This window comes from Kineococcus mangrovi, assembly GCF_041320705.1.
Taxonomy (GTDB): Bacteria; Actinomycetota; Actinomycetes; order Actinomycetales; family Kineococcaceae; genus Kineococcus; species Kineococcus mangrovi.
This window is the reverse complement of sequence record NZ_JBGGTQ010000001.1, coordinates 550,339-567,570: the sequence shown is the minus strand read 5'-3', so window position 1 is coordinate 567,570 and position 17,232 is coordinate 550,339. Positions and strand designations below refer to the sequence as shown.

At 74.9% G+C, this 17,232-nt stretch carries 14 protein-coding genes and 1 tRNA gene; 6 read left to right on the top strand and 9 right to left on the bottom strand.

Annotated features, from left to right (window positions below; all coding sequences use genetic code 11):
- Positions 1–58: 58 nt before the first annotated feature.
- A complete protein-coding gene (locus AB2L28_RS02615; protein ID WP_370717157.1) occupies positions 59–808 on the top strand; it encodes an IclR family transcriptional regulator in 750 nt (249 codons plus the stop codon).
- A gap of 29 nt (positions 809–837) precedes the next feature.
- On the opposite strand, the gene AB2L28_RS02610 is transcribed toward AB2L28_RS02615, so the two are convergent.
- Positions 838–913 (bottom strand) — tRNA-Thr (locus tag AB2L28_RS02610).
- Positions 914–1,202: 289 nt separating this feature from the next.
- Between AB2L28_RS02610 and AB2L28_RS02605 the strand changes: the two genes are divergently transcribed.
- The 3 genes from AB2L28_RS02605 to AB2L28_RS02595 all read left to right on the top strand — a co-directional run bounded on the left by AB2L28_RS02605 (position 1,203) and on the right by AB2L28_RS02595 (position 5,523).
- Positions 1,203–2,936, top strand: a complete 1,734-nt coding sequence (locus AB2L28_RS02605) for an alpha-keto acid decarboxylase family protein (RefSeq protein WP_370717156.1) — start codon at positions 1,203–1,205, stop codon at positions 2,934–2,936.
- A 69-nt stretch (positions 2,937–3,005) separates the two neighbouring features.
- Entirely contained in the window at positions 3,006–4,631 is a 1,626-nt protein-coding gene (locus AB2L28_RS02600; protein WP_370717155.1) for a methyl-accepting chemotaxis protein, read from the top strand.
- Between the two features lie 25 nt (positions 4,632–4,656).
- On the top strand, positions 4,657–5,523 hold the full coding sequence (locus AB2L28_RS02595) for a transporter substrate-binding domain-containing protein (protein WP_370717154.1): 867 nt from the start codon (positions 4,657–4,659) through the stop codon (positions 5,521–5,523).
- Between the two features lie 6 nt (positions 5,524–5,529).
- Here AB2L28_RS02595 and AB2L28_RS02590 read toward each other — a convergent pair whose 3' ends face one another.
- Genes AB2L28_RS02590 through melA form a run of 8 tightly spaced genes read right to left on the bottom strand, consistent with a single transcriptional unit; the run spans position 5,530 to position 13,936 of the window.
- Complete coding sequence (locus tag AB2L28_RS02590; protein ID WP_370717153.1) at positions 5,530–6,366, bottom strand: class II fructose-bisphosphate aldolase; 837 nt, start codon at positions 6,364–6,366, stop codon at positions 5,530–5,532.
- Positions 6,363–7,319 (bottom strand): 1-phosphofructokinase family hexose kinase, encoded by a 957-nt coding sequence (locus tag AB2L28_RS02585; protein ID WP_370717152.1) that lies wholly within the window; start codon positions 7,317–7,319, stop codon positions 6,363–6,365. Before AB2L28_RS02585 ends, AB2L28_RS02590 begins: the two co-directional genes overlap by 4 nt.
- Positions 7,316–8,278: an N-acetylglucosamine kinase gene (locus AB2L28_RS02580; protein WP_370717151.1), complete on the bottom strand. Its 963-nt coding sequence runs from the start codon at positions 8,276–8,278 to the stop codon at positions 7,316–7,318. Before AB2L28_RS02580 ends, AB2L28_RS02585 begins: the two co-directional genes overlap by 4 nt.
- Entirely contained in the window at positions 8,275–9,402 is a 1,128-nt protein-coding gene (locus AB2L28_RS02575) for an SIS domain-containing protein (RefSeq protein WP_370717150.1), read from the bottom strand. The genes AB2L28_RS02580 and AB2L28_RS02575 overlap by 4 nt, the downstream gene beginning before the upstream one ends.
- Positions 9,403–9,425: 23 nt before the next feature.
- A complete protein-coding gene (locus AB2L28_RS02570) occupies positions 9,426–10,331 on the bottom strand; it encodes a carbohydrate ABC transporter permease (RefSeq protein ID WP_370717149.1) in 906 nt (301 codons plus the stop codon).
- On the bottom strand, positions 10,328–11,257 hold the full coding sequence (locus AB2L28_RS02565) for a carbohydrate ABC transporter permease (protein WP_370717148.1): 930 nt from the start codon (positions 11,255–11,257) through the stop codon (positions 10,328–10,330). The genes AB2L28_RS02570 and AB2L28_RS02565 overlap by 4 nt, the downstream gene beginning before the upstream one ends.
- 21 nt (positions 11,258–11,278) lie before the next feature.
- Positions 11,279–12,583: an extracellular solute-binding protein gene (locus AB2L28_RS02560; RefSeq protein WP_370717147.1), complete on the bottom strand. Its 1,305-nt coding sequence runs from the start codon at positions 12,581–12,583 to the stop codon at positions 11,279–11,281.
- 24 nt (positions 12,584–12,607) lie between these two features.
- Positions 12,608–13,936 carry an alpha-galactosidase gene (gene melA, locus AB2L28_RS02555; RefSeq protein ID WP_370717146.1) on the bottom strand — a complete coding sequence of 443 codons (1,329 nt, stop codon included), beginning with the start codon at positions 13,934–13,936 and terminating at the stop codon, positions 12,608–12,610.
- A gap of 77 nt (positions 13,937–14,013) precedes the next feature.
- On the opposite strand from melA, the gene AB2L28_RS02550 reads away from it, so the two are divergent.
- Together AB2L28_RS02550 and AB2L28_RS02545 are read left to right on the top strand one after the other, a co-directional pair.
- Positions 14,014–14,883: a DeoR/GlpR family DNA-binding transcription regulator gene (locus AB2L28_RS02550; protein ID WP_370717145.1), complete on the top strand. Its 870-nt coding sequence runs from the start codon at positions 14,014–14,016 to the stop codon at positions 14,881–14,883.
- Positions 14,884–14,939: 56 nt separating this feature from the next.
- Entirely contained in the window at positions 14,940–17,231 is a 2,292-nt protein-coding gene (locus tag AB2L28_RS02545) for a SpoIIE family protein phosphatase (RefSeq protein WP_370717144.1), read from the top strand.
- The last annotated feature ends 1 nt before the right edge of the window (position 17,232 follow it).

Below are 17,232 nucleotides of genomic sequence, written 5' to 3'. Positions count from 1 at the left end.
CGGCCCCCCGCGAGGGACCAGGGTCTCGTGCCACTGAGTGCAACGTAGGCTGACGGGTGTGGCCGGTCGTTCCGCTCCCGGGGCCTCCCTCGTGGACCGCACCCTGGACGTGCTGGGCGCCTTCGACCCCGAGCACCGGGTCCTGCGCCTGGCCGACCTCGCCGCGCGCAGCGGTCTGACCCCCTCGACGACGCTGCGCATCGCCCGCCGCCTGCAGGCCGGTGGGTTCCTCGCCCGCCGTCCCGACGGGGGGTACGTCGTGGGCCGGCGGACGTGGGACCTGGGGTTGCTGGCCCCCGTCCAGACCGACCTGCGCGACGTGGCGGCGCCCTTCCTGCAGGACCTGCAGGCCGCGACGCGCGCGACGGTCCACCTCGCCGAGCGCGACGGGGACCGGGTCCTGTACCTGGACCGGTTGCAGGGGTCGGCGTCGGTGCCGGTCGTCAGCCGCGTCGGCGGGCGGCTGCCCCTGCACACGACCGGGGTGGGCAAGGTCCTGCTGGCCCACGCCCCCGCCGACGTCGTGGCGCACGTGCTGGCCGGCCTGGAGCGCGTGACGCCCTACAGCATCACCTCGCCCGGGCTGCTGCAGCGTCAGCTGGCCCAGGTGCGGCGGGAGGGGTTCGCCAGCACGAGCGGGGAGATGGACGTGGGCAACGCCTCCGTCGCGGTGCCCGTCCGCGGGCCCGGCGAGGAGGTCGTCGCCGCGCTGGGCCTGGTGGTCACCGCGCTCGGCCGGGACCGGCAGCGGCTCGTGGCCGCCCTCTCGGTGGCCGCCGCGGGCATCGGCCGGGCCCTGCGCGGCTGATGCCGGCGACTGGTGCCCGCCCAGCCGGGTGGAGCCCCTGGTCGGAATCGAGCCGACGACCTACCGCTTACAAGGCGGTTGCTCTGGCCACTGAGCTACAGGGGCGCGCTCGCGCGCGGTTGCGAGCTTAGCCCGTCGCCCCCGGTGCCTCGACCAGGTCGACACCGGTCACGACGCGACCTTCCGCGCCGTCGCCGATCACGACCCGGCGGCGGCGGCCGCCGCCGCCGAGGCGCACCTGGACGGCGTCCGTGCCGAGCTGGAGGGCGCGAGCGACCCGCCGCGCTGAGCAGATTTCCGCAGTCTGACCAGTTCATGGACTCAAAAATAGGCAAAGTGCCTAGTTCGAGCAGCTCCTCTGGACAGCCTGCCCCCGGTCCGGCGTCATGGGGTCATGACGCCCCACGCCACGCCCACGGTGACCGTTGGTGAGTACCTCGCCCGCCGCCTCGTCGAACTCGGGGGAGCGCACCTGTTCGGCCTCCCCGGCGACTTCAACCTCGGCCTCCTCGACGAGATGCTCGAGGTGCCGGGGATCGAGTGGGTGGGGAACACCAACGAGCTCAACGCCGCCTACGCGGCCGACGCCCACGCCCGCACCACGCGCGGGGTCGCGGCCCTCGTCACGACCTACGGGGTGGGGGAGCTGTCCGCGGTCAACGGCATCGCCGGCAGCTTCGCCGAGGACGTCCCCGTCGTCCAGGTCACCGGGATGCCCGAGACCGGTGCCTGCCAGCGCGGCGCCCTGCTGCACCACTCCCTCGCCGACGGCGACCACGAGCACTTCGTCCGCGCCTACCGCGAGGTCACCGCCACCGGGGCCGTGCTGCGCGCCGCCGACGCCGCCCTGGAGATCGACCGCGTCCTGCGCGTCGCGCTCGAACGCTCCAAGCCCGTCTACCTCGGCGTGCCCGCCGACGTCGCCCTCGCGCACGTCTCCAGCGCCCCGCTGCGCCGCCCCCTGCGCCCGGCCCCCAGCGACCCCGTCGCCCTGGAGGACCTGCGCACCGCCCTCGCCGAGGTCCTCGCCGACGTGCCCGCCCTCACGGTGCTGGCCGGCACCCAGGTGCACCGCCGCCGCGCCGAGGGCGGGCTCGCGGCGCTCGCCGGGCAGGACGGGGTGCGGGTGGCGACCCTCGTGGGGGCCAAGGCGATGCTGGCCGAGCAGCACCCCGCGAGCCTGGGCACCTACCAGGGCGCCATGACGATCTCCCCGGACGTCCGGCGCGCCGTCGACGAGGCCGAGCTCCTCGTCCTGGCCGGCGCCGTCCTGTCCGACGTCATGACGGGGTTGTTCAGCCACGGCTTCGACCCCGCCCGCGCCATCTGGCTCGGCATCGCCGAGGCCGTCGTCGACGGCGTCACGTTCCACGACGTGCGGCTGGAGGACACCCTGCCGCTGCTCGCCGAGGTCGCCCGCGAGCGGGCGTTCACCGCCCTGCCGCCCGTCGAGGGGGTGTGGCCGCACGTCAGCGCACCCACCGGGGAGCACCGGGACACCGGCGCCGAGGACGCCCCCCTGACCCAGCACGCCCTGTGGCGCACCGTGCAGGGCTGGCTGCCGCAGGACGCGATCGTCGTCGCCGACGCCGGCACCTCCCTCTACGGCAGCCTGGAACTGCGGCTGCCGCCCGGCGCGGAACTGCTCGTGCAGCCCATCTGGTCCTCCATCGGGTTCACGGTGCCCGCCGTGCTGGGCACCGTCCTGGCCGCCCCGCACCGCCGCTCGATCCTCTTCGTCGGTGACGGCGCCGCCCAGCTCACCGTCCAGGAACTCGCCACCGTCCTGCAGCGCGACCCCGCCCCGGGGCAGCCCGCACCCGTCGTCGTGGTCGTCGACAACTCCGGCTACACGATCGAACGCGTCCTGCAGAGCCCGAAGGCCGTCTACCAGGACGTCACGTCGTGGGACTGGCTCGCGGTGCCCGCCCTGTTCGCCCCCGGCCGGGACGTCCTCACCGCCCGCGCGGGCAGCCGCGCCGAGCTGCAGGACGCGCTCACCCGGATCGCGGCCGCACCGCACCGCCCGGCCGTCGTGCACGCCGTGCTCGACGCGCACGACGTCCCACCGCTGCTCGCACGGCTCGGTGCGGCCGTGGCCTCAGGTCGCACCGCCCCCGTCCGATGAGACGTGCACGAAGCACCGTCCGCACCGCCCGCACCACGCCCCCGCCACCGCGACCCCGGGACGACAGCGATGACGCGCACGCACCACCGCTCCGCCGACGACGCGCCCACCCCGCGCCGCACGTCCAGCATCGCCGCCCGCCTCGTCCTGCTGTCCACGGTCGGCGTCCTCGGCGTCGTCACCGTCGGCGGCATCGGCATCGTCAGCTCCCACCGCCAGGACGCGGCCCAGAGCGCGCTCGTCGCCGCCGACCGCGCCTCGGCGCTCGCCGAACGGGTCGACGCGGCCCAGGCCCGTCTGCGGGGTGACGTCACCACGTCGCTGGTCACGACGGACACCGCCCAGCGACGCGCGGCCATCACCGACCTCGGCGCCGACGCCACCGCCCTGCGCGCGGCCCTGCGCGACCTGGCCGCGACCTCCACCGGCGACCTGCGCACGCAGGCCACGCAGCTGCTCCCGCAGACCGAGACCGTCGTCACGCTCGGGCAACGGGTCGTCTCGCTGTCGAACTACGAGATCACCGACCCGGCTCAGTCGGCGGCCCGCGCCGCGGTCCCCGCCTTCACGACGGAGGCCGACGTCCTGTCGGCCGCCGTGCCGGGCATGGTGGAGGCGGCCACCGCCGCGCAGCGGGCCGCCGTCGCCGACGCCTCCGACGCCCGCACGCAGGGCACGTGGCTGACCGTGTCCGCGAGCCTGGCCGTGACCGCGGTGCTGGCGCTGGTCGCCGCCGCCGTCACCCGGGCCGTGCGCCGCCGCCTGCGCAGCACCGTGGACATCCTCCAGGAGGTGGCGCTCGGCCGTCTGGACCGGCGCGGGGACGTGGGCCGGGCCGACGAGATCGGCCAGATGGTCGTGGCCCTGAACACCGCGCTGGACAAGCTGGCGCAGATGTTCGCCGAGGTGGGCCGCGTGAGCCGTGAGATGACCGTCTCCGCCGCCGACCTCACCTCGGTGTCCGGCTCGCTGCACGAACGCGCGGCGGGGTCGGCGGCGCAGGCCACCGCCGGGTCCGCGGCCGCGGAGGAGATCTCCGTGACGATCCGCAGCGTCGCCGACTCCAGCGGTGAGATGTCCAGCGCGATCGAGCAGATCGCCTCGGCGACCACCGAGGCGAGCCAGGTCGCCGCCGACGCCGTGGCCGCCGTCGAGGAAGCCGTCGGGACCGTGCGCGGGCTCGCCCAGTCCTCGGCCGAGATCGGCGACATCGTCAAGGTCATCACCTCCATCGCCGAGCAGACGAACCTGCTGGCGCTCAACGCCACCATCGAGGCCGCCCGCGCCGGGGAGTTCGGCAAGGGTTTCGCCGTCGTGGCCAGCGAGGTCAAGGAACTCGCCTCGGAGTCGGCCCGCACGTCCGAGGGCATCATCGCCAAGGTCGCCGCCGCGCAGCGGGACGCCGCGGCCGCCGACACCGCCATCCGCACCATCCGCGGGGTCGTGGAACGCATCAGCGACCTGCAGGCCACCGTCGCCAGCGCGGTGGAGGAGCAGACGGCCACCACGCGGGAGATGGTGCGCAACGTCGACGAGATCGCCACGGGGTCGGCCGACGTCACGCGCTCCATCTCCTCGATGGCCCACGACGTCACCCTGACCACCGAGGTCGCGGAGCAGACGTCGGGCACGGCCGGTCGCGTCGCGGCCGCCGCCGGTGCCCTCGAGCAGGAACTGCGCAAGTTCACCGTCTGAGCCCCCGACCCCCAGGAGAGCCGCCGTGCCCCGTCGCCGCGCCCTGACCCGCGCCACCACCGCCCTGCTCGTCCTCGCCGCCCTCACCACCGCCTGCGGGAACCCGACCACCACCACGGGCACCACCTCGCCCGGTGCGGGCTCGGCCGGCCTGCCGCTGGTCGCCGACGGCGTGCTGACGATCGGCACCGACCCCACGTACCCGCCCATGGAGTACGAGGAGGGCGGGAAGCTGACCGGGGTCAACGTCGAGATCCTCACCGACGTCGCGCGCCGGCTGGGTCTGCGCCCGCAGTTCCAGACGGTCGCCTTCGCCGACCTGCGCCCGGCCGCCACCGCCCACACGGTCGACCTCGTCGGGGCCTCGATGACCGACAACGCGGCCCGGCAGCAGGACGTCGACTTCGTCGACGTGTTCTACGCCGGTGAGCAGGTCCTGTCCGGGCCGGGGGACCACAGCGCCCGGGCCGAGCCGGGGTCCTGGTGCGGCCTGCGCATGGCCGCCGCCGCCGGCACGACCGAGGCCGACATCGTCACCGGGCAGTCGCAGCTGTGCACCGCGGCGGGCGAACCCGCCGTGGCCCTCGTCGACGTGCCCTACCTCGAGAGCGTGTCGGCGATCGCGGACGGTCGCGCCGACCTCGGCGTCGAGGCGCTGCCCGCCGCGGCCAAGCTGATCGCCGACTCCGGCGGGACCGTGCAGGCCCTCGGCGACCCCTGGCAGGCCCAGCCCTGGGGCTACGGGTTCGCCAAGGACCGCACCGAGCTGCGCGACGCCGTGCAGCGCGCGCTGCAGGACGCCATCGCGGACGGGACCTACGACGCGATCCTGGAGAAGTACGGCGTGAGCGACGGCGCCCTGCGCACCACGGCGGTCAACGGGGGCGCGTGAGGGACCTCAGCGGCCCGCGAGCAGTTCCAGCAGACGGGCCGTCTCGTCCCGCACCGCGGTGCGACCGGCCCTGACGTAGGTGCGCGGGTCGGTCAGCGAGGGCTGCTGCGTCAGCACCTCCCGCACGGCGGCGGTGAACAGCCCGTTGAGGTGGGTGGAGATGTTCACCTTCGTCACGCCCGCCGCGGTCGCCGCGCGCAGCCGGTCGTCGGGCACGCCCGAGGACCCGTGCAGGACGAGGGGGACGGGCACGGCGGCGGCCAGCTCGGCGATCAGGTCCAGGTCGACGTCCGCGTCCCGGGTCCGCATGGCGTGCGACGTCCCGACGGCCACCGCCAGGGCGTCCACCCCCGTCATCGCCACGAACCGCGCGGCCTCGGCGGGGTCGGTGCGGGCACCGGGGGCGTGCACCCCGTCCTTCCCGCCCACCACCCCGAGCTCGGCCTCGCACCCCGCACCCGCTGCGCGGCAGCGGTCCGCGACCCGGCCGGTGAGTTCGACGTTCTGCTCGAACGGCAGCGCGGACGCGTCGAACATCACCGAGGACACCCCGAGCTCGAGGCCGTGCTCGACGAGGTCGACGTCGGTGACGTGGTCGAGGTGGACCAGGACGGGGACGTCGGCGGCGCGCGCCACGGCCTGCGCCGCGACGGTGATCGGGGTGAGGTCGCCGTGGTAGCGGACGCAGTTCTCGCTGATCTGCAGGACGACGGGCAGACCGGCGCGGCAGGCCCCGGCCACGATCGCCTCGGCGTGCTCGAGCAGGACGACGTTGAAGGCGCCGACCCCGCGGCCGGCGGACCGGGCGTCGGTGAGCAGCCTCGAGAAGGGGGTCGAGCTCATGCGGGGCTCCCGTCGGGTTCGGGTCGGGGTTCGAGCTGGGGTTCGAGCTGGAGTTCGAGCTGGAGTTCGGGGAGGTGGCGGGCGAGGGCGGCCAGGTCGACCTCGCCGGCGACCGGACGCAGGACGGCCGCCGCACCGAACGCGGCCGCCCAGCGCAGCGCGGTGGCCGTGGGCAGACCGCGCGTCGTGGCGAGGACGAACCCGGCGGTGGCGGCGTCACCGGCGCCGGTGGGGTTCCCCGAGACCCCCGCCACGGCCGGGACGTGCACCTGCCCGCCGGGGGTGTGCGCGCTCAGGCCCGCGGCCCCGCGCGAGACGACGACGAGCGGCGCGCCGCGTTCCAGCAGGACGCCCGCCCCGGCCTGCTCCGAGGCGCACCCCGTGGCCTCGAGCAGTTCCTGCGCGTTCGGCGCGCAGACCGCTCCGGCCGCGGCGGCCACCAGCAGCGCCGGACCGGTGACGTCGGCGACGGCCGGGACCGCGGCGGCGCGGATCCAGGCGCCGACGAGCTCGGGGTCGGTCCCCGGGGGCAGGGACCCGGCGACGACGAAGGCGTCCGCGTCCGCCGGGACCGCGCGCGTCACCGCCGCCCACTCGGCCGCCGAGACGGCGGGCCCGGGTTCGCCGAACATCGTCGGGTGCTGCACGCCGTCCACCACGGTCACCGTGGTCCGGGTCGGGCCGGCCAGGGGGACGACGGTCGCGGGCACGTCGAGCCCGGCGAGCTCGGCGGCCAGCCACCGCCCGGCCGGACCCCCGAGCGGCAGCAGGCACCGGGACCGGGCCCCCACCGACCCCAGGACGCGGGCCACGTTCACGCCCTTCCCGCCCGGGCGGCGGGTGACGTCCAGGACTCGCTGGGTGTGGCCGACCCGCTGCTGCGCCACCCGGTAGGTGACGTCCACGGCGGGGTTGGGGGTGAGCACCGCGACCACGTTCGCGACGGGGTTCACGACGGGGTTCCCGACGGGGTTCCCGCAGGCGCCCGCCGCGGCGAGCGCCTGCGGGCGTACAGCGCGCTGCCGACCCCCGGGTCGTAGCGGGGTTCCACCGGTTCCAGGGCGAAGCGGCTGCGGTGCAGCGCCTCGAGGAACGCGGTCCGCACGACGGGGGCCTGGAACAACCCGCCGGTGCCGGACACGAGGACCTCCTCCCCGGGCCGGTGACCCAGGGCCAGGGCGGTGCTCTCGACGAGGCCGGCCAGTTCGGCGGCCGCCGCCCCGACGATCCGGCGCGCCGTGTCGTCCCCGGCCGCAGCGGCCTCGGTGACCAGCGGGGCCAGCCGGGCGACGTCGGCGCGCCGGCTGCCCCAGTCGTCCAGGACGACCCCGATGACGTCGTGCGCGTGCCGGACGCCGGCGGCCGCCAGGACCGCGTCGTGCAGGGGCGTCCGGGGGGCGCGGCCGTCGGCCATCCGGGAGAACGCGCGCAGGCCCTCGACGGCCACCCAGTGCGCCGAACCCTCGTCGCCGAACAGCTCCCCCCAGCCCCCCGTGCGCCGGGTGCGGCCCTCGTGCTCGCCGTAGGCGATCGACCCCGTCCCGGCGACGACGTTGACGCCGTCGCGGCCCCCGAGCGCACCGGCCCAGCCCGAGACCATGTCGTTGCCGCACAGGTAGCGGCGGTGGCCCAGCACCCGGGCGGGCAGCTCGTCGAGCGCGGCGACGTCCCCGCTCACCTCCCCGTAGCCGGGGAAGGCGAAGAACGCGAACTCCACGTCCTGCGGTGCGATCTGCGCGGTGACCTCGCGGACGCCGTCGGCGACGACGCGTTCCACCCCGGCGAGCCCTCCGGCGCTGCCGAAGTAGTAGCAGGACGGCTGGGTGCTGCGGGCGACGACACCGCCGTCGGGGTCGAGGAGGACGAAGGCGGTCTTCGTCCCGCCCCCGTCCATCCCCAGGTGGTACCTCACGCGTCCCCACCGCCGGTCAGGGCGTGGATGCGCACGCCCTGGACGACGCGGTTCACCGTGCCCGCCGGGAACGGGTCGTCGGGCGTGCACCCGTGGCGCACGGAGGCGCTCAGGGCGAGCAGCTGCACGAACACCGCGAGCGCGACGGCGCGCAGGCCGTCCGGCAGGCCGTCCAGGTGGGGGACCGCGAAACCCCCGTCCGCTCCGACGTGGACGACGCGGGCCGTGCCGTCCGCCCGCAGCTCGGCGGCCATGTCCGCGTCGTAGCGCGCCGTGTGCGGGTCGGCCGAGCCGAGGACGACGACGAGGGTGCGGTCGTCGACGACGGACTTCGGTCCGTGGCGGAACCCCAGCGGGCTGTCGTGGAAGGACGCGGTGCGGCCCGCGGTCAGCTCGAGGACCTTCAGCGCGCCCTCCTGGGCCAGCCCCTTCAGGGGGCCGCTGCCGAGGTGGACGACCCGGTGCGGCAGCGGGTCGAGCAGTTCCCCGACGGCGTCCGTGCGCTCCAGGACCGACTCCGCGGCCGCGGCCAGCTGCTCCACCGCGCCGAGGTGGTCCTCCTGGAAGGCGCACAGCGCCGCGAGCAGCATCGTGGAGAAGCTGGAGGTCATGGCGAAACCGGTGTCGTGGGTCTGCTCGGGCAGGAGCAGGACGAAGGAGCGGCCGGACCCGTCGCGGTCGAGGGCCAGCCGGCCCCTTGCGTTGCAGGTGATGACGAGGTGGTGCGCCTCGGGGGCGAGCTCGTCGGCGAGCTGGACGGCGGCCACGCTCTCGGGGCTGTTGCCGGAACGGGCGAAGGACACCAGCAGGACCGGCCGGGGTTCGGCGAAGGCGGTGCGGGGGTCGGACACCAGGTCGGTCGTCGCGATGCTCTCCAGGCGCCGCCGCAGCGGGCGGCGCAGCGTGGCCGCCGCGATGTCACCCACGAACGCCGACGTGCCCGCGCCGGTGAACACGACGCGCAGGTCCGGCCGGGCCAGCAGCGGGTCGAGGAACGCCCGCAGGGCCGGGCCGCGCCCCTGCAGGACCCGGTGCAGGTCGCGCCAGGCTTGCGGCTGCTGCCGGACCTCGTCGTGGGTCGCGCTGGTGAGGTCGTCGGTGGGTGTGGTCGCGTCGGTGGTCACGGTTCTCCAGAGGGGTGGTGGCGTCAGCCCTTGAGGCCGGCCGACGCCATGGTGGCGACGAACTGCTTCTGGGCCAGGAGGAAGAGGACGATGAGGGGGACGGTGGCCACGACGTTGCCGGCCATGAGCAGCGACCAGTCGGTCCGCCGGGTCCCCTGGAACGTGGTCAGCCCCAGCTGCAGGGTGAAGTTCTGCTCGTCGTTGATCGCGACCAGCGGCCAGACCAGGTCGTTCCACGAGCCCAGCAGCGTGAAGATCGCCAGGGTCGCCATCGCCGGGCGGGCCAGCGGCAGCACGACGAGCAGGAACACCTGCAACCGCGAGCACCCGTCGACCCGCCCCGCCTCCTCCAGCTCCGCCGGCAGGGACAGGAAGAACTGGCGCATGAGGAAGATCCCGAACGCCGACGCGAGCCACGGGACGATGGCGGCGCCCAGGTCGTTGACCAGACCCAGCTTCGCGAACACGACGTACGTGGGGACCATCAGCAGCTGCGAGGGGATCATGATGGTGGCGAGGATGCCGAGGAACCCCAGTTCCCGCCCCGGGAAGCGCAGTCGCGCGAACCCGTAGCCCGCCAGGGAGCACAGCACGAGGTGCGAGGCGATGGACACGACCGAGACGACGACCGTGTTGCCCAGCCAGCGCAGGATCCCCGACTCGGCGAACAGGCGCTCGTACCCGTCGAGGGTGAACCGCGAGGGCCAGAACCCCGGCGGGATCCGGGTGATGTCGGAGGCCGGGGAGAAGGAGGTCAGGAACATCTCGGCGAAGGGCAGCAGGAACACCACGGCCACGGGCAGCAGCAGCAGGTGCCAGGGGCTGAAGGGCAGGCGGCGGCGGGCGGGGGGCCGGGGCGGTCCCTCGACCGCCGGGGCACCTACCCGGCGGGCGGTGGGGGAGGTGGGGGTCCTCGTCGGGTCCGTCATCGGGTCCTCCGGGCGGCGCGTCGTTGGGTCACGGTCACGGCGACGGTCACCGCCAGGGTGACGACGAACAGGGCGTAGGCGATCGCCGAGCCGTAGCCGAACTGCAGCTGCTGGAAGGCCGTGGTCCAGATGAGGTACACGATCGTCTGGGTGGCCTCGAGCGGCCCGCCGCGCGTGGTGGCGTAGACGAGGTCGAACAGCTGCAGCGCCTGCAGGGTCTGGTAGACGCCCACGAAGACCGTCACGGGCCGCAGCTGCGGCCAGACCACCCGCCAGGTGACCTGGAACGAGTTCGCGCCGTCGATGCGGGCCGCCTCGACCGTCTCGTGCGGGACGTCCTGCAGGGCCGCGAGGTAGATGACGGTGGTGAACGCCGCCTGCCCCCACAACGACATGATCGTGATGACGACCATCGCCTGGCCGCTGTCCTCCAGCCAGCCCTGCTGGGGCAGGTGCAGGACGCGCAGGACGTTGTTGACGAGGCCGAACTGCGGGCTGAACAGGTAGGTCGTGAGGATGCCGGTGGCCGCCGCGGAGACGACGAAGGGCACGAACACCGCCGTCCGGTAGAAACCGATGAAGCGGATGCGCCGGTTCAGCGCCGTCGCCAGCGTCAGCCCCAGCAGCAGGGAGGCCGGTACGAACATGGCGGTGTAGAGGACCGTGTGGAGCGCGGCGCCCAGCAGCGAGGGGTCGCTGAACAGGTCGCGGTAGTTCTGCGTCCCGACCCCGACCTGCGGGCTGAAGCCGTCCCACCTCCGGAACGACAGGACCAGCGCCCAGACGGCGGGGAACAGCGTGAGCCCGCCGACCACGACGAGCGCGGGGGCCACGAACCCCCAGCCCGCGAGGGCCTCGCCCGGCACCCGCCGACGGCGGACGGGGCGTGGGGTGGGTGGGCGGACGGGACTCGGGTACGTCGTCACCGTCGACTCCTCTCCTTCTCGTCAACCTCGTCGCAGAGCACGGTCGGCCACCTCGGCGGCGTCCTGGAGGGCGGTCCGCGGGTCGCCTCGACCCTGCAGGACGTGGGCCACGGCGTTCCCGACGGCCTCGGACAGCCCGTTGTACCCGGGGACGGTGGGGCGCGTCTGCCGGGCGTTGGCCGCGTTGGCCTCGATGACGTCCAGGCCGGGCAGTTCCCGGGCCTGGGCGAGGAAGGCCGGGCTGGTCGCCTCGCTGAGCCGCAGCGGCAGGTTCCCGACGGCGACGTTGAACCGCTCGTCCTGCTCGGCCGACGTCAGCCACCGGGTGAACTCCGTGGCCCAGTGCGCGCGGTTCACGTCGCGGTTGTCGAACAACGTCCACAGGTCCGGTCCGGAGACCGTCTGGTGGTCCCCGTCGGTCCCGGGGAGCTGGACGACCCCGTAGGAGGTCCCGGCGGTCCTGAGGGCCGACAACTCCCACGGGCCGGAGGTCATCATGGCGACCCGGTCGCTCGCGAACAGCTGGGCGAACTTCGTGTCGGTCTGGTCCAGGTAGACGCTGCGGTCCTCGACCGCCATCGACCGCAGGAACTCCAGCGCGTCGACACCGGCCTGCGACTGGAAGGCCGACCGGCCGGTGCTCTCCTCCAGGACGGCCCCGCCGTTCTGCCACAGGTGCGGCCACAACTGCCAGGTCGTCTCCTCGCTGCCGGAGACGGAGTAGGCGTAGCCGAAGGTGTTCGTCGCCGGGTCGGTGAGGACCTTCGCCGCGGTGCGGAAGTCCTCCCAGGTCCACTCCGGCGTGGGGTGGTCGACGCCGGCCCGGTCGAAGACGGTGGTGTTGTAGAACAGCGAGATGTTGTCGACCACCGCCGGGAAGCCGATGGTGCGCCGCCCGGTGGGCCGGGCGGTGTCCCGGGCGGCCCGGGGGAACTCCTCCCACCGCACGTCGGGGTCCTGGGCGGTGCTCGTGATGTCCAGGGTGCGGTTCGAGCGCTCGAGCTGGCTGGCCCAGGACCCGAACGTGTACGAGATGTCCGGGGCCTGGTCGGCGGCGAAGGACGCGGCCAGCTTCTGCAGCAGTTCCTCCGTGGAGGAGGCCCCGGGGGACAGGTCGATCCGGACGTTGGGGTGCAGCTGCTGGAACTCCTCGACGAGACCCTGCAGGAGGTCCTGCGCCTCGTCGCTCTGCCCGGACCAGAACACCAGCTGCACCTCGGCGTCGGTGTCCAGGACGGTGATCTCCTCCCGGCCGCATCCACCGAGCAGGGACGAGACGCCGAGCGCGGCGGCAACGGACAGGACGGTCCTACGGGTGGCGCGCACGGCGGGCTCCTCCACTCGGTCCGGTCACAGCGCGTCCGCCGGCAGCGTCTCGCGCAGGGCTTCGGGCAGGAGGTCGCCGTGGGCGAGGACGAGCTCGTCGCACATCGACCAGATCTGCTCGGGGGTGAGCGTCGAGGAGGCGTTGGGGTCGACGAGCACCGCCTGGCGCAGCAGGCGCGGGTCCCCGGTCCGGGCCGCCTCGACGGTCAGCTCGGCGACCGACACGTACGGGCGGTTCACCGCGGCGGCCTGCACCGGCAGGGACCCCATCGGGACCGGCCGGACGCCGTCGGCGCCGACGAGCGTCGGGACCTCCACGACGCACCCCGCCGGCAGGTTGTCGACCAGCCCGCGGTTGACGACGTTGGCGTGGATCTCCCGCGAGGTCCCCGTGACCAGGGAGTGGATGACCTGCGGCGCGTACTCCGTGGCCCCGTCCTCCAGCTCCAGGGCGCCACCCGCGGCCAGGACCCGCTCGGCGGTGAGGAACTCCTGGACGTTGGCCTCGGAGACGCCGAGGTACTCCAGGGGTTGCAGGCGGAACCGCTCCACCTGCTCGTCCGAGCGCAGGAACCACGGCAGGTACTCCGAGGAGTGCTCGCTCGTCTCGGTCGGGTAGTACCCGATCCGGCGGAACACCTCGACGCGGACGCGACGCCCGAGCCCGGGGTCGGCGGCGATCCGCTCGCGCAGCACCGGGTACAGGTCGCGGCCCTCGTGCGTCCACTCCAGCAGCCACGACTGGTGGTTCACGCCGGCGGCGCGGAAGCGGGTCCGCTCGACGGGGACGCCGACGAGTTCAGCGAGGTCGTGCGCGGTCCAGTACACGCTGTGGCACAGGCCCAGGGTGGTCAGCTCGGGGGCGACGACGTCCAGCCACCAGACGTTCATCGCCATCGGGTTCGTGTAGTTCAGCAGGACCGCGCCGGGGGCGACGTCGCGCACGTCGGCGGCCAGGGCGGACAGGAACGGGAAGGTGCGCAGGGCCCGGAACACCCCGCCGACCCCCGTCGTGTCGCCGATCGTCTGCCGCAGGCCGTACCGGGCCGGGATCTCCAGGTCGCGGCGGGTCGCCTCGATCCCGCCGACCTGCACCATGTCGACGACGACGTCGGCGTCCGCGAGCGCTCGCCGGCGCTCGGTGGTGGACGTGATGGACACCCCGGTGCGGCGGTTCCCGCCGAGGCGTTCGACGACCTGGCGCGCGGTGCCGTCGGCCACCCGCAGCCGCCGCTCGTCGACGTCGAGGAGGACGAGGTCGAGGGGGCCCAGGTCGTCGAACCGGACGAGGTCGGCGACGAGCTGCCGGGTGAAGACCACGCTGCCCGCCCCGACGAAGGTCACTCGTGTCATGGCCCGATGGTGAGCGGGTCGCGCAGTCCCGTGCAACGATCTGCGCGAAGCGCTCAGAACTTCTGATCGGATTCCCGATGACCCCCACGACGCCGGAGGCGGACCACCCGCTGGGTCCCGGCAAGCGCGCCCACCGGCTCCGCGCCGAACTGCGGTTGCTGGCCGAGCTCGGCGCCGCGCAGGCGCCGGTCAGCCTCCACCGGCTCGTGGAGGAGCTGTCCGTCTCGGTCGCCACCGTGCGCCGCGACCTCGCCGACCTGGAGGCGCAGGGCCTCGTCGTGCGGACCCACGGCGGGGCCCGGACCACCGCCGCGGCCGTCGAGATCCCCGTGCGGTTGCGCACGGGCACCTCCCCGGAGGTGAAGCGGCTGATCGCCCGCCGGGCCGCGACGTTCCTGCCGCCGGGTCCGTTCGCGGTGGCCATCGGCGGGGGGACGACCGCGGCCGAGGTGGCGCGGTCCCTGGTGTTCCGCGCCGACCTGACGATCCTCACGAACTCCCTCACCACCGCCGCCGAGATCGGGGGGCGGCAGAACCTGCGGGTCCTGGTGACGGGCGGCACGGTCCGGCCCAGCTCCCTCGAGATCGTCGGCGCCCTCGCCGAGAGCTCGTTCTCGGCCCTCAACACCGGGATCGCCTTCCTCGGGGCCGACGGGGTGAGCGCCGCTGGCGGCGTCACCACCCACGACGAGGTGGAGGCCCGCACGAACGCCGCGATGGTCGCCGGGGCCCAGCGGTCCGTCGTCGTCGTCGACTCCTCCAAGATCGGGCGGGTCACGCTGGCACCGGTCGCGGACCTCGCGGCGGTCGACGACGTGGTGACCGACGACGGTGCCGCCGAGGCCGACCTGCGCGCCATCGAGCGGGCCGGGCCCCGGGTCCACGTCGTGCGCCGTGCGCAGCGCGCCGACACCGACGTCCGCCGGGGTGGGGGGAGCCGCACGTAGGGTGGGGGAGGACGACGGTCTGGCCAGGACCGCCGCCACGTCGCCCGAGGAGCCCGGTGTCCCAGCCGCAGGAGCACGTCCCCGCCTACGGCGAGGTCGACCTGACGACCTGCGAGAGCGAACCCATCCACGTGCCGGGGGCCATCCAGCCCCACGGCCTCCTGCTCGCCCTCGAGGAGCCGTCCCACCGCGTCGTCGTCGCCTCGGAGAACACCGCCGAGCTGCTCGGCCGGGCGCCGGGGTCGGTGCTGGGCGCGGACCTGGCCGACCTGCTGGGCCAGGACGTGGCCGCGCGGGTGCGCGGGGCGCGCGAGGACGACGACGCCCGGGACGAGGCCCTGCACGCGCGCCTGGTCCTGGGCGGTGCGGAGGTCGACGTCGACGTCGTCGTGCACGTCAGCGGCGACCGGACGGTCGTGGAGGTCGAACCCGTCGGCCACGGCGTCGAGCCGGTCTCCTACCGCGCCACCCGCGGCGCGGTGGCGCGCCTGGCGGGGACGACGGACGTCGACGCGCTGTGCCGCCGGCTGGCCCGGGAGGTCCGCGCCGTCCTGGGGTTCGACCGCGTCATGGTCTACCGGTTCGACGCGCAGTGGAACGGGGAGGTCGCCGCCGAGGACCGCCGGGACGACCTCGAGCCCTTCCACGGCCTGCGCTACCCCGCCAGCGACATCCCCGCCCAGGCCCGCCGGCTGTACACCCTGAACTGGACGCGGCTCATCGCGGACGTCGACTACCGCCCGGTCCGCCTCGAACCCCTGGTCGACCCGGGCACGGGCGCCCCCCTGGACCTGTCCGGGTCGGTGCTGCGCAGCGTCTCGCCGATCCACCTGGAGTACCTGCACAACATGGGCGTCACCTCGTCCATGTCGATCTCGCTGCTGGTCGACGGGCGGCTGTGGGGCCTGGTCGCCTGCCACCACTACTCCGGCCCGCACCGGCCCGGGTACGACGCCCGGTCCGCGGCGGAGTTCCTGGGGCAGACGACGTCCCAGCTCGTCGGGGAGCGCTCGCGCTCGCGCGAGCGCGACGAGGCCCTGGCCGCCCAGGAACTGATGTCCGACGTGCTGGCCGGGGTCTCGGCGCAGAGCCGCGACCCGCTGACGGCCCTCGTGGAGGACGGGCGCGTGGTCGACCTGCTCGGTGCCGGTGGTGTCGCGGTCTGGGACGGGCACCGGCTGCTGACGTCCGGGCGGGTGCCGCCGTGGGCGCAGGTCCAGCGCACGGCGCGGTTGCTCGGGCGGGCCGACGGCGCGGTCACGTTCACCGACCGCCTCTCCACCCTCGACCCGCGCCTGCGCGAGGTCGCCGAGGCGGCCGCGGGGGCGCTGCGCATCGGGCTGGACGGCGACGGCTGGCTGCTGTGGTTCCGCCCCGAACAGCCCGAGACGGTCTCCTGGGGCGGGGACCCCGAGAAGGCCGCGACCGTCGAGGGCGAGGGTCCGGAGGTGCGGATCAGCCCTCGCAAGAGCTTCGAGAAGTGGCAGGAGGTCGTGCGGGGCCGCAGCCTGCCCTGGCGGCCCTGGCACGCCTCGACGGCCGAACGGCTGCGGAGCCAGCTCACCGCGATCATGCTCGGCCGCTCCCGGGGGCAGATCGCGATCGCGGAGTCCCTGCAGCGCGCCGTCGTCCTCGACGAGGCGCCGGAGGTGCCCGGTTTCGACGTGCACGCGCGGTACCGCCCCGCCGCCGGGGGCCAGCTCGGCGGGGACTGGTGGGACCTGCTGCCGCTGCCGGGGGACCGCGTGGCGGTGGTCGTCGGCGACGTGGCCGGCCACGGCGTGCACGCGGCCGCGGCCATGGCGCAGCTGCGCACGGCCCTGCGCGCCTACCTGCTCGAGGGGCACAGCCCCGCGGCCGCGCTCGACCGGCTCGACGCGCTCGTGACCACCCTGAACGGCAACCACACCGCGACCGCGGTGGTGGGCGTCGTCGGCCGCCCCGACCCCGCCCGCCCGGGCGCCCCGGCCGCGGTGGAGCTCGCCAGCGCCGGCCACCCGGCCCCGCTGCTCGTCACGGCGGCGGGCGCGGACCCGCTCGTGGTCCCCACCCGGCCGATGCTCGGCCTCGGCTTCGGCCCGACCAGCGGCACGGCCGGGGAGGTGGTGAGCGCGCAGGTGCCGGTCGAGGCCTCGCTGCTCTTCTTCACCGACGGCCTCGTCGAGCGCCGCGGCGCCAGCCTGTCCACGACGACCGAGCAGCTCGGTCACGAGGCCGTCCGCGCGGTGGCCGAGGGGCTGAGCCCGCCCGACGTGGCCGACCGCCTGCTGGGGGCCGTCCCCGGCCGCGCCGAGGACGACACCACCCTCGTCCTGGTCCGGCTCGCCCCGCCCGCCGCGCTCACCTAGG

Coding starts and splice junctions, on each gene's coding strand:
- melA (WP_370717146.1), bottom strand. CDS start 13,936: ATGACACGAGTGACCTTCGTCGGGGCGGGCAGCGTGGTCTTCACCCGG.
- AB2L28_RS02605 (WP_370717156.1), top strand. CDS start 1,203: ATGACGCCCCACGCCACGCCCACGGTGACCGTTGGTGAGTACCTCGCC.
- AB2L28_RS02600 (WP_370717155.1), top strand. CDS start 3,006: ATGACGCGCACGCACCACCGCTCCGCCGACGACGCGCCCACCCCGCGC.
- AB2L28_RS02570 (WP_370717149.1), bottom strand. CDS start 10,331: ATGACGGACCCGACGAGGACCCCCACCTCCCCCACCGCCCGCCGGGTA.
- AB2L28_RS02590 (WP_370717153.1), bottom strand. CDS start 6,366: ATGAGCTCGACCCCCTTCTCGAGGCTGCTCACCGACGCCCGGTCCGCC.
- AB2L28_RS02550 (WP_370717145.1), top strand. CDS start 14,014: ATGACCCCCACGACGCCGGAGGCGGACCACCCGCTGGGTCCCGGCAAG.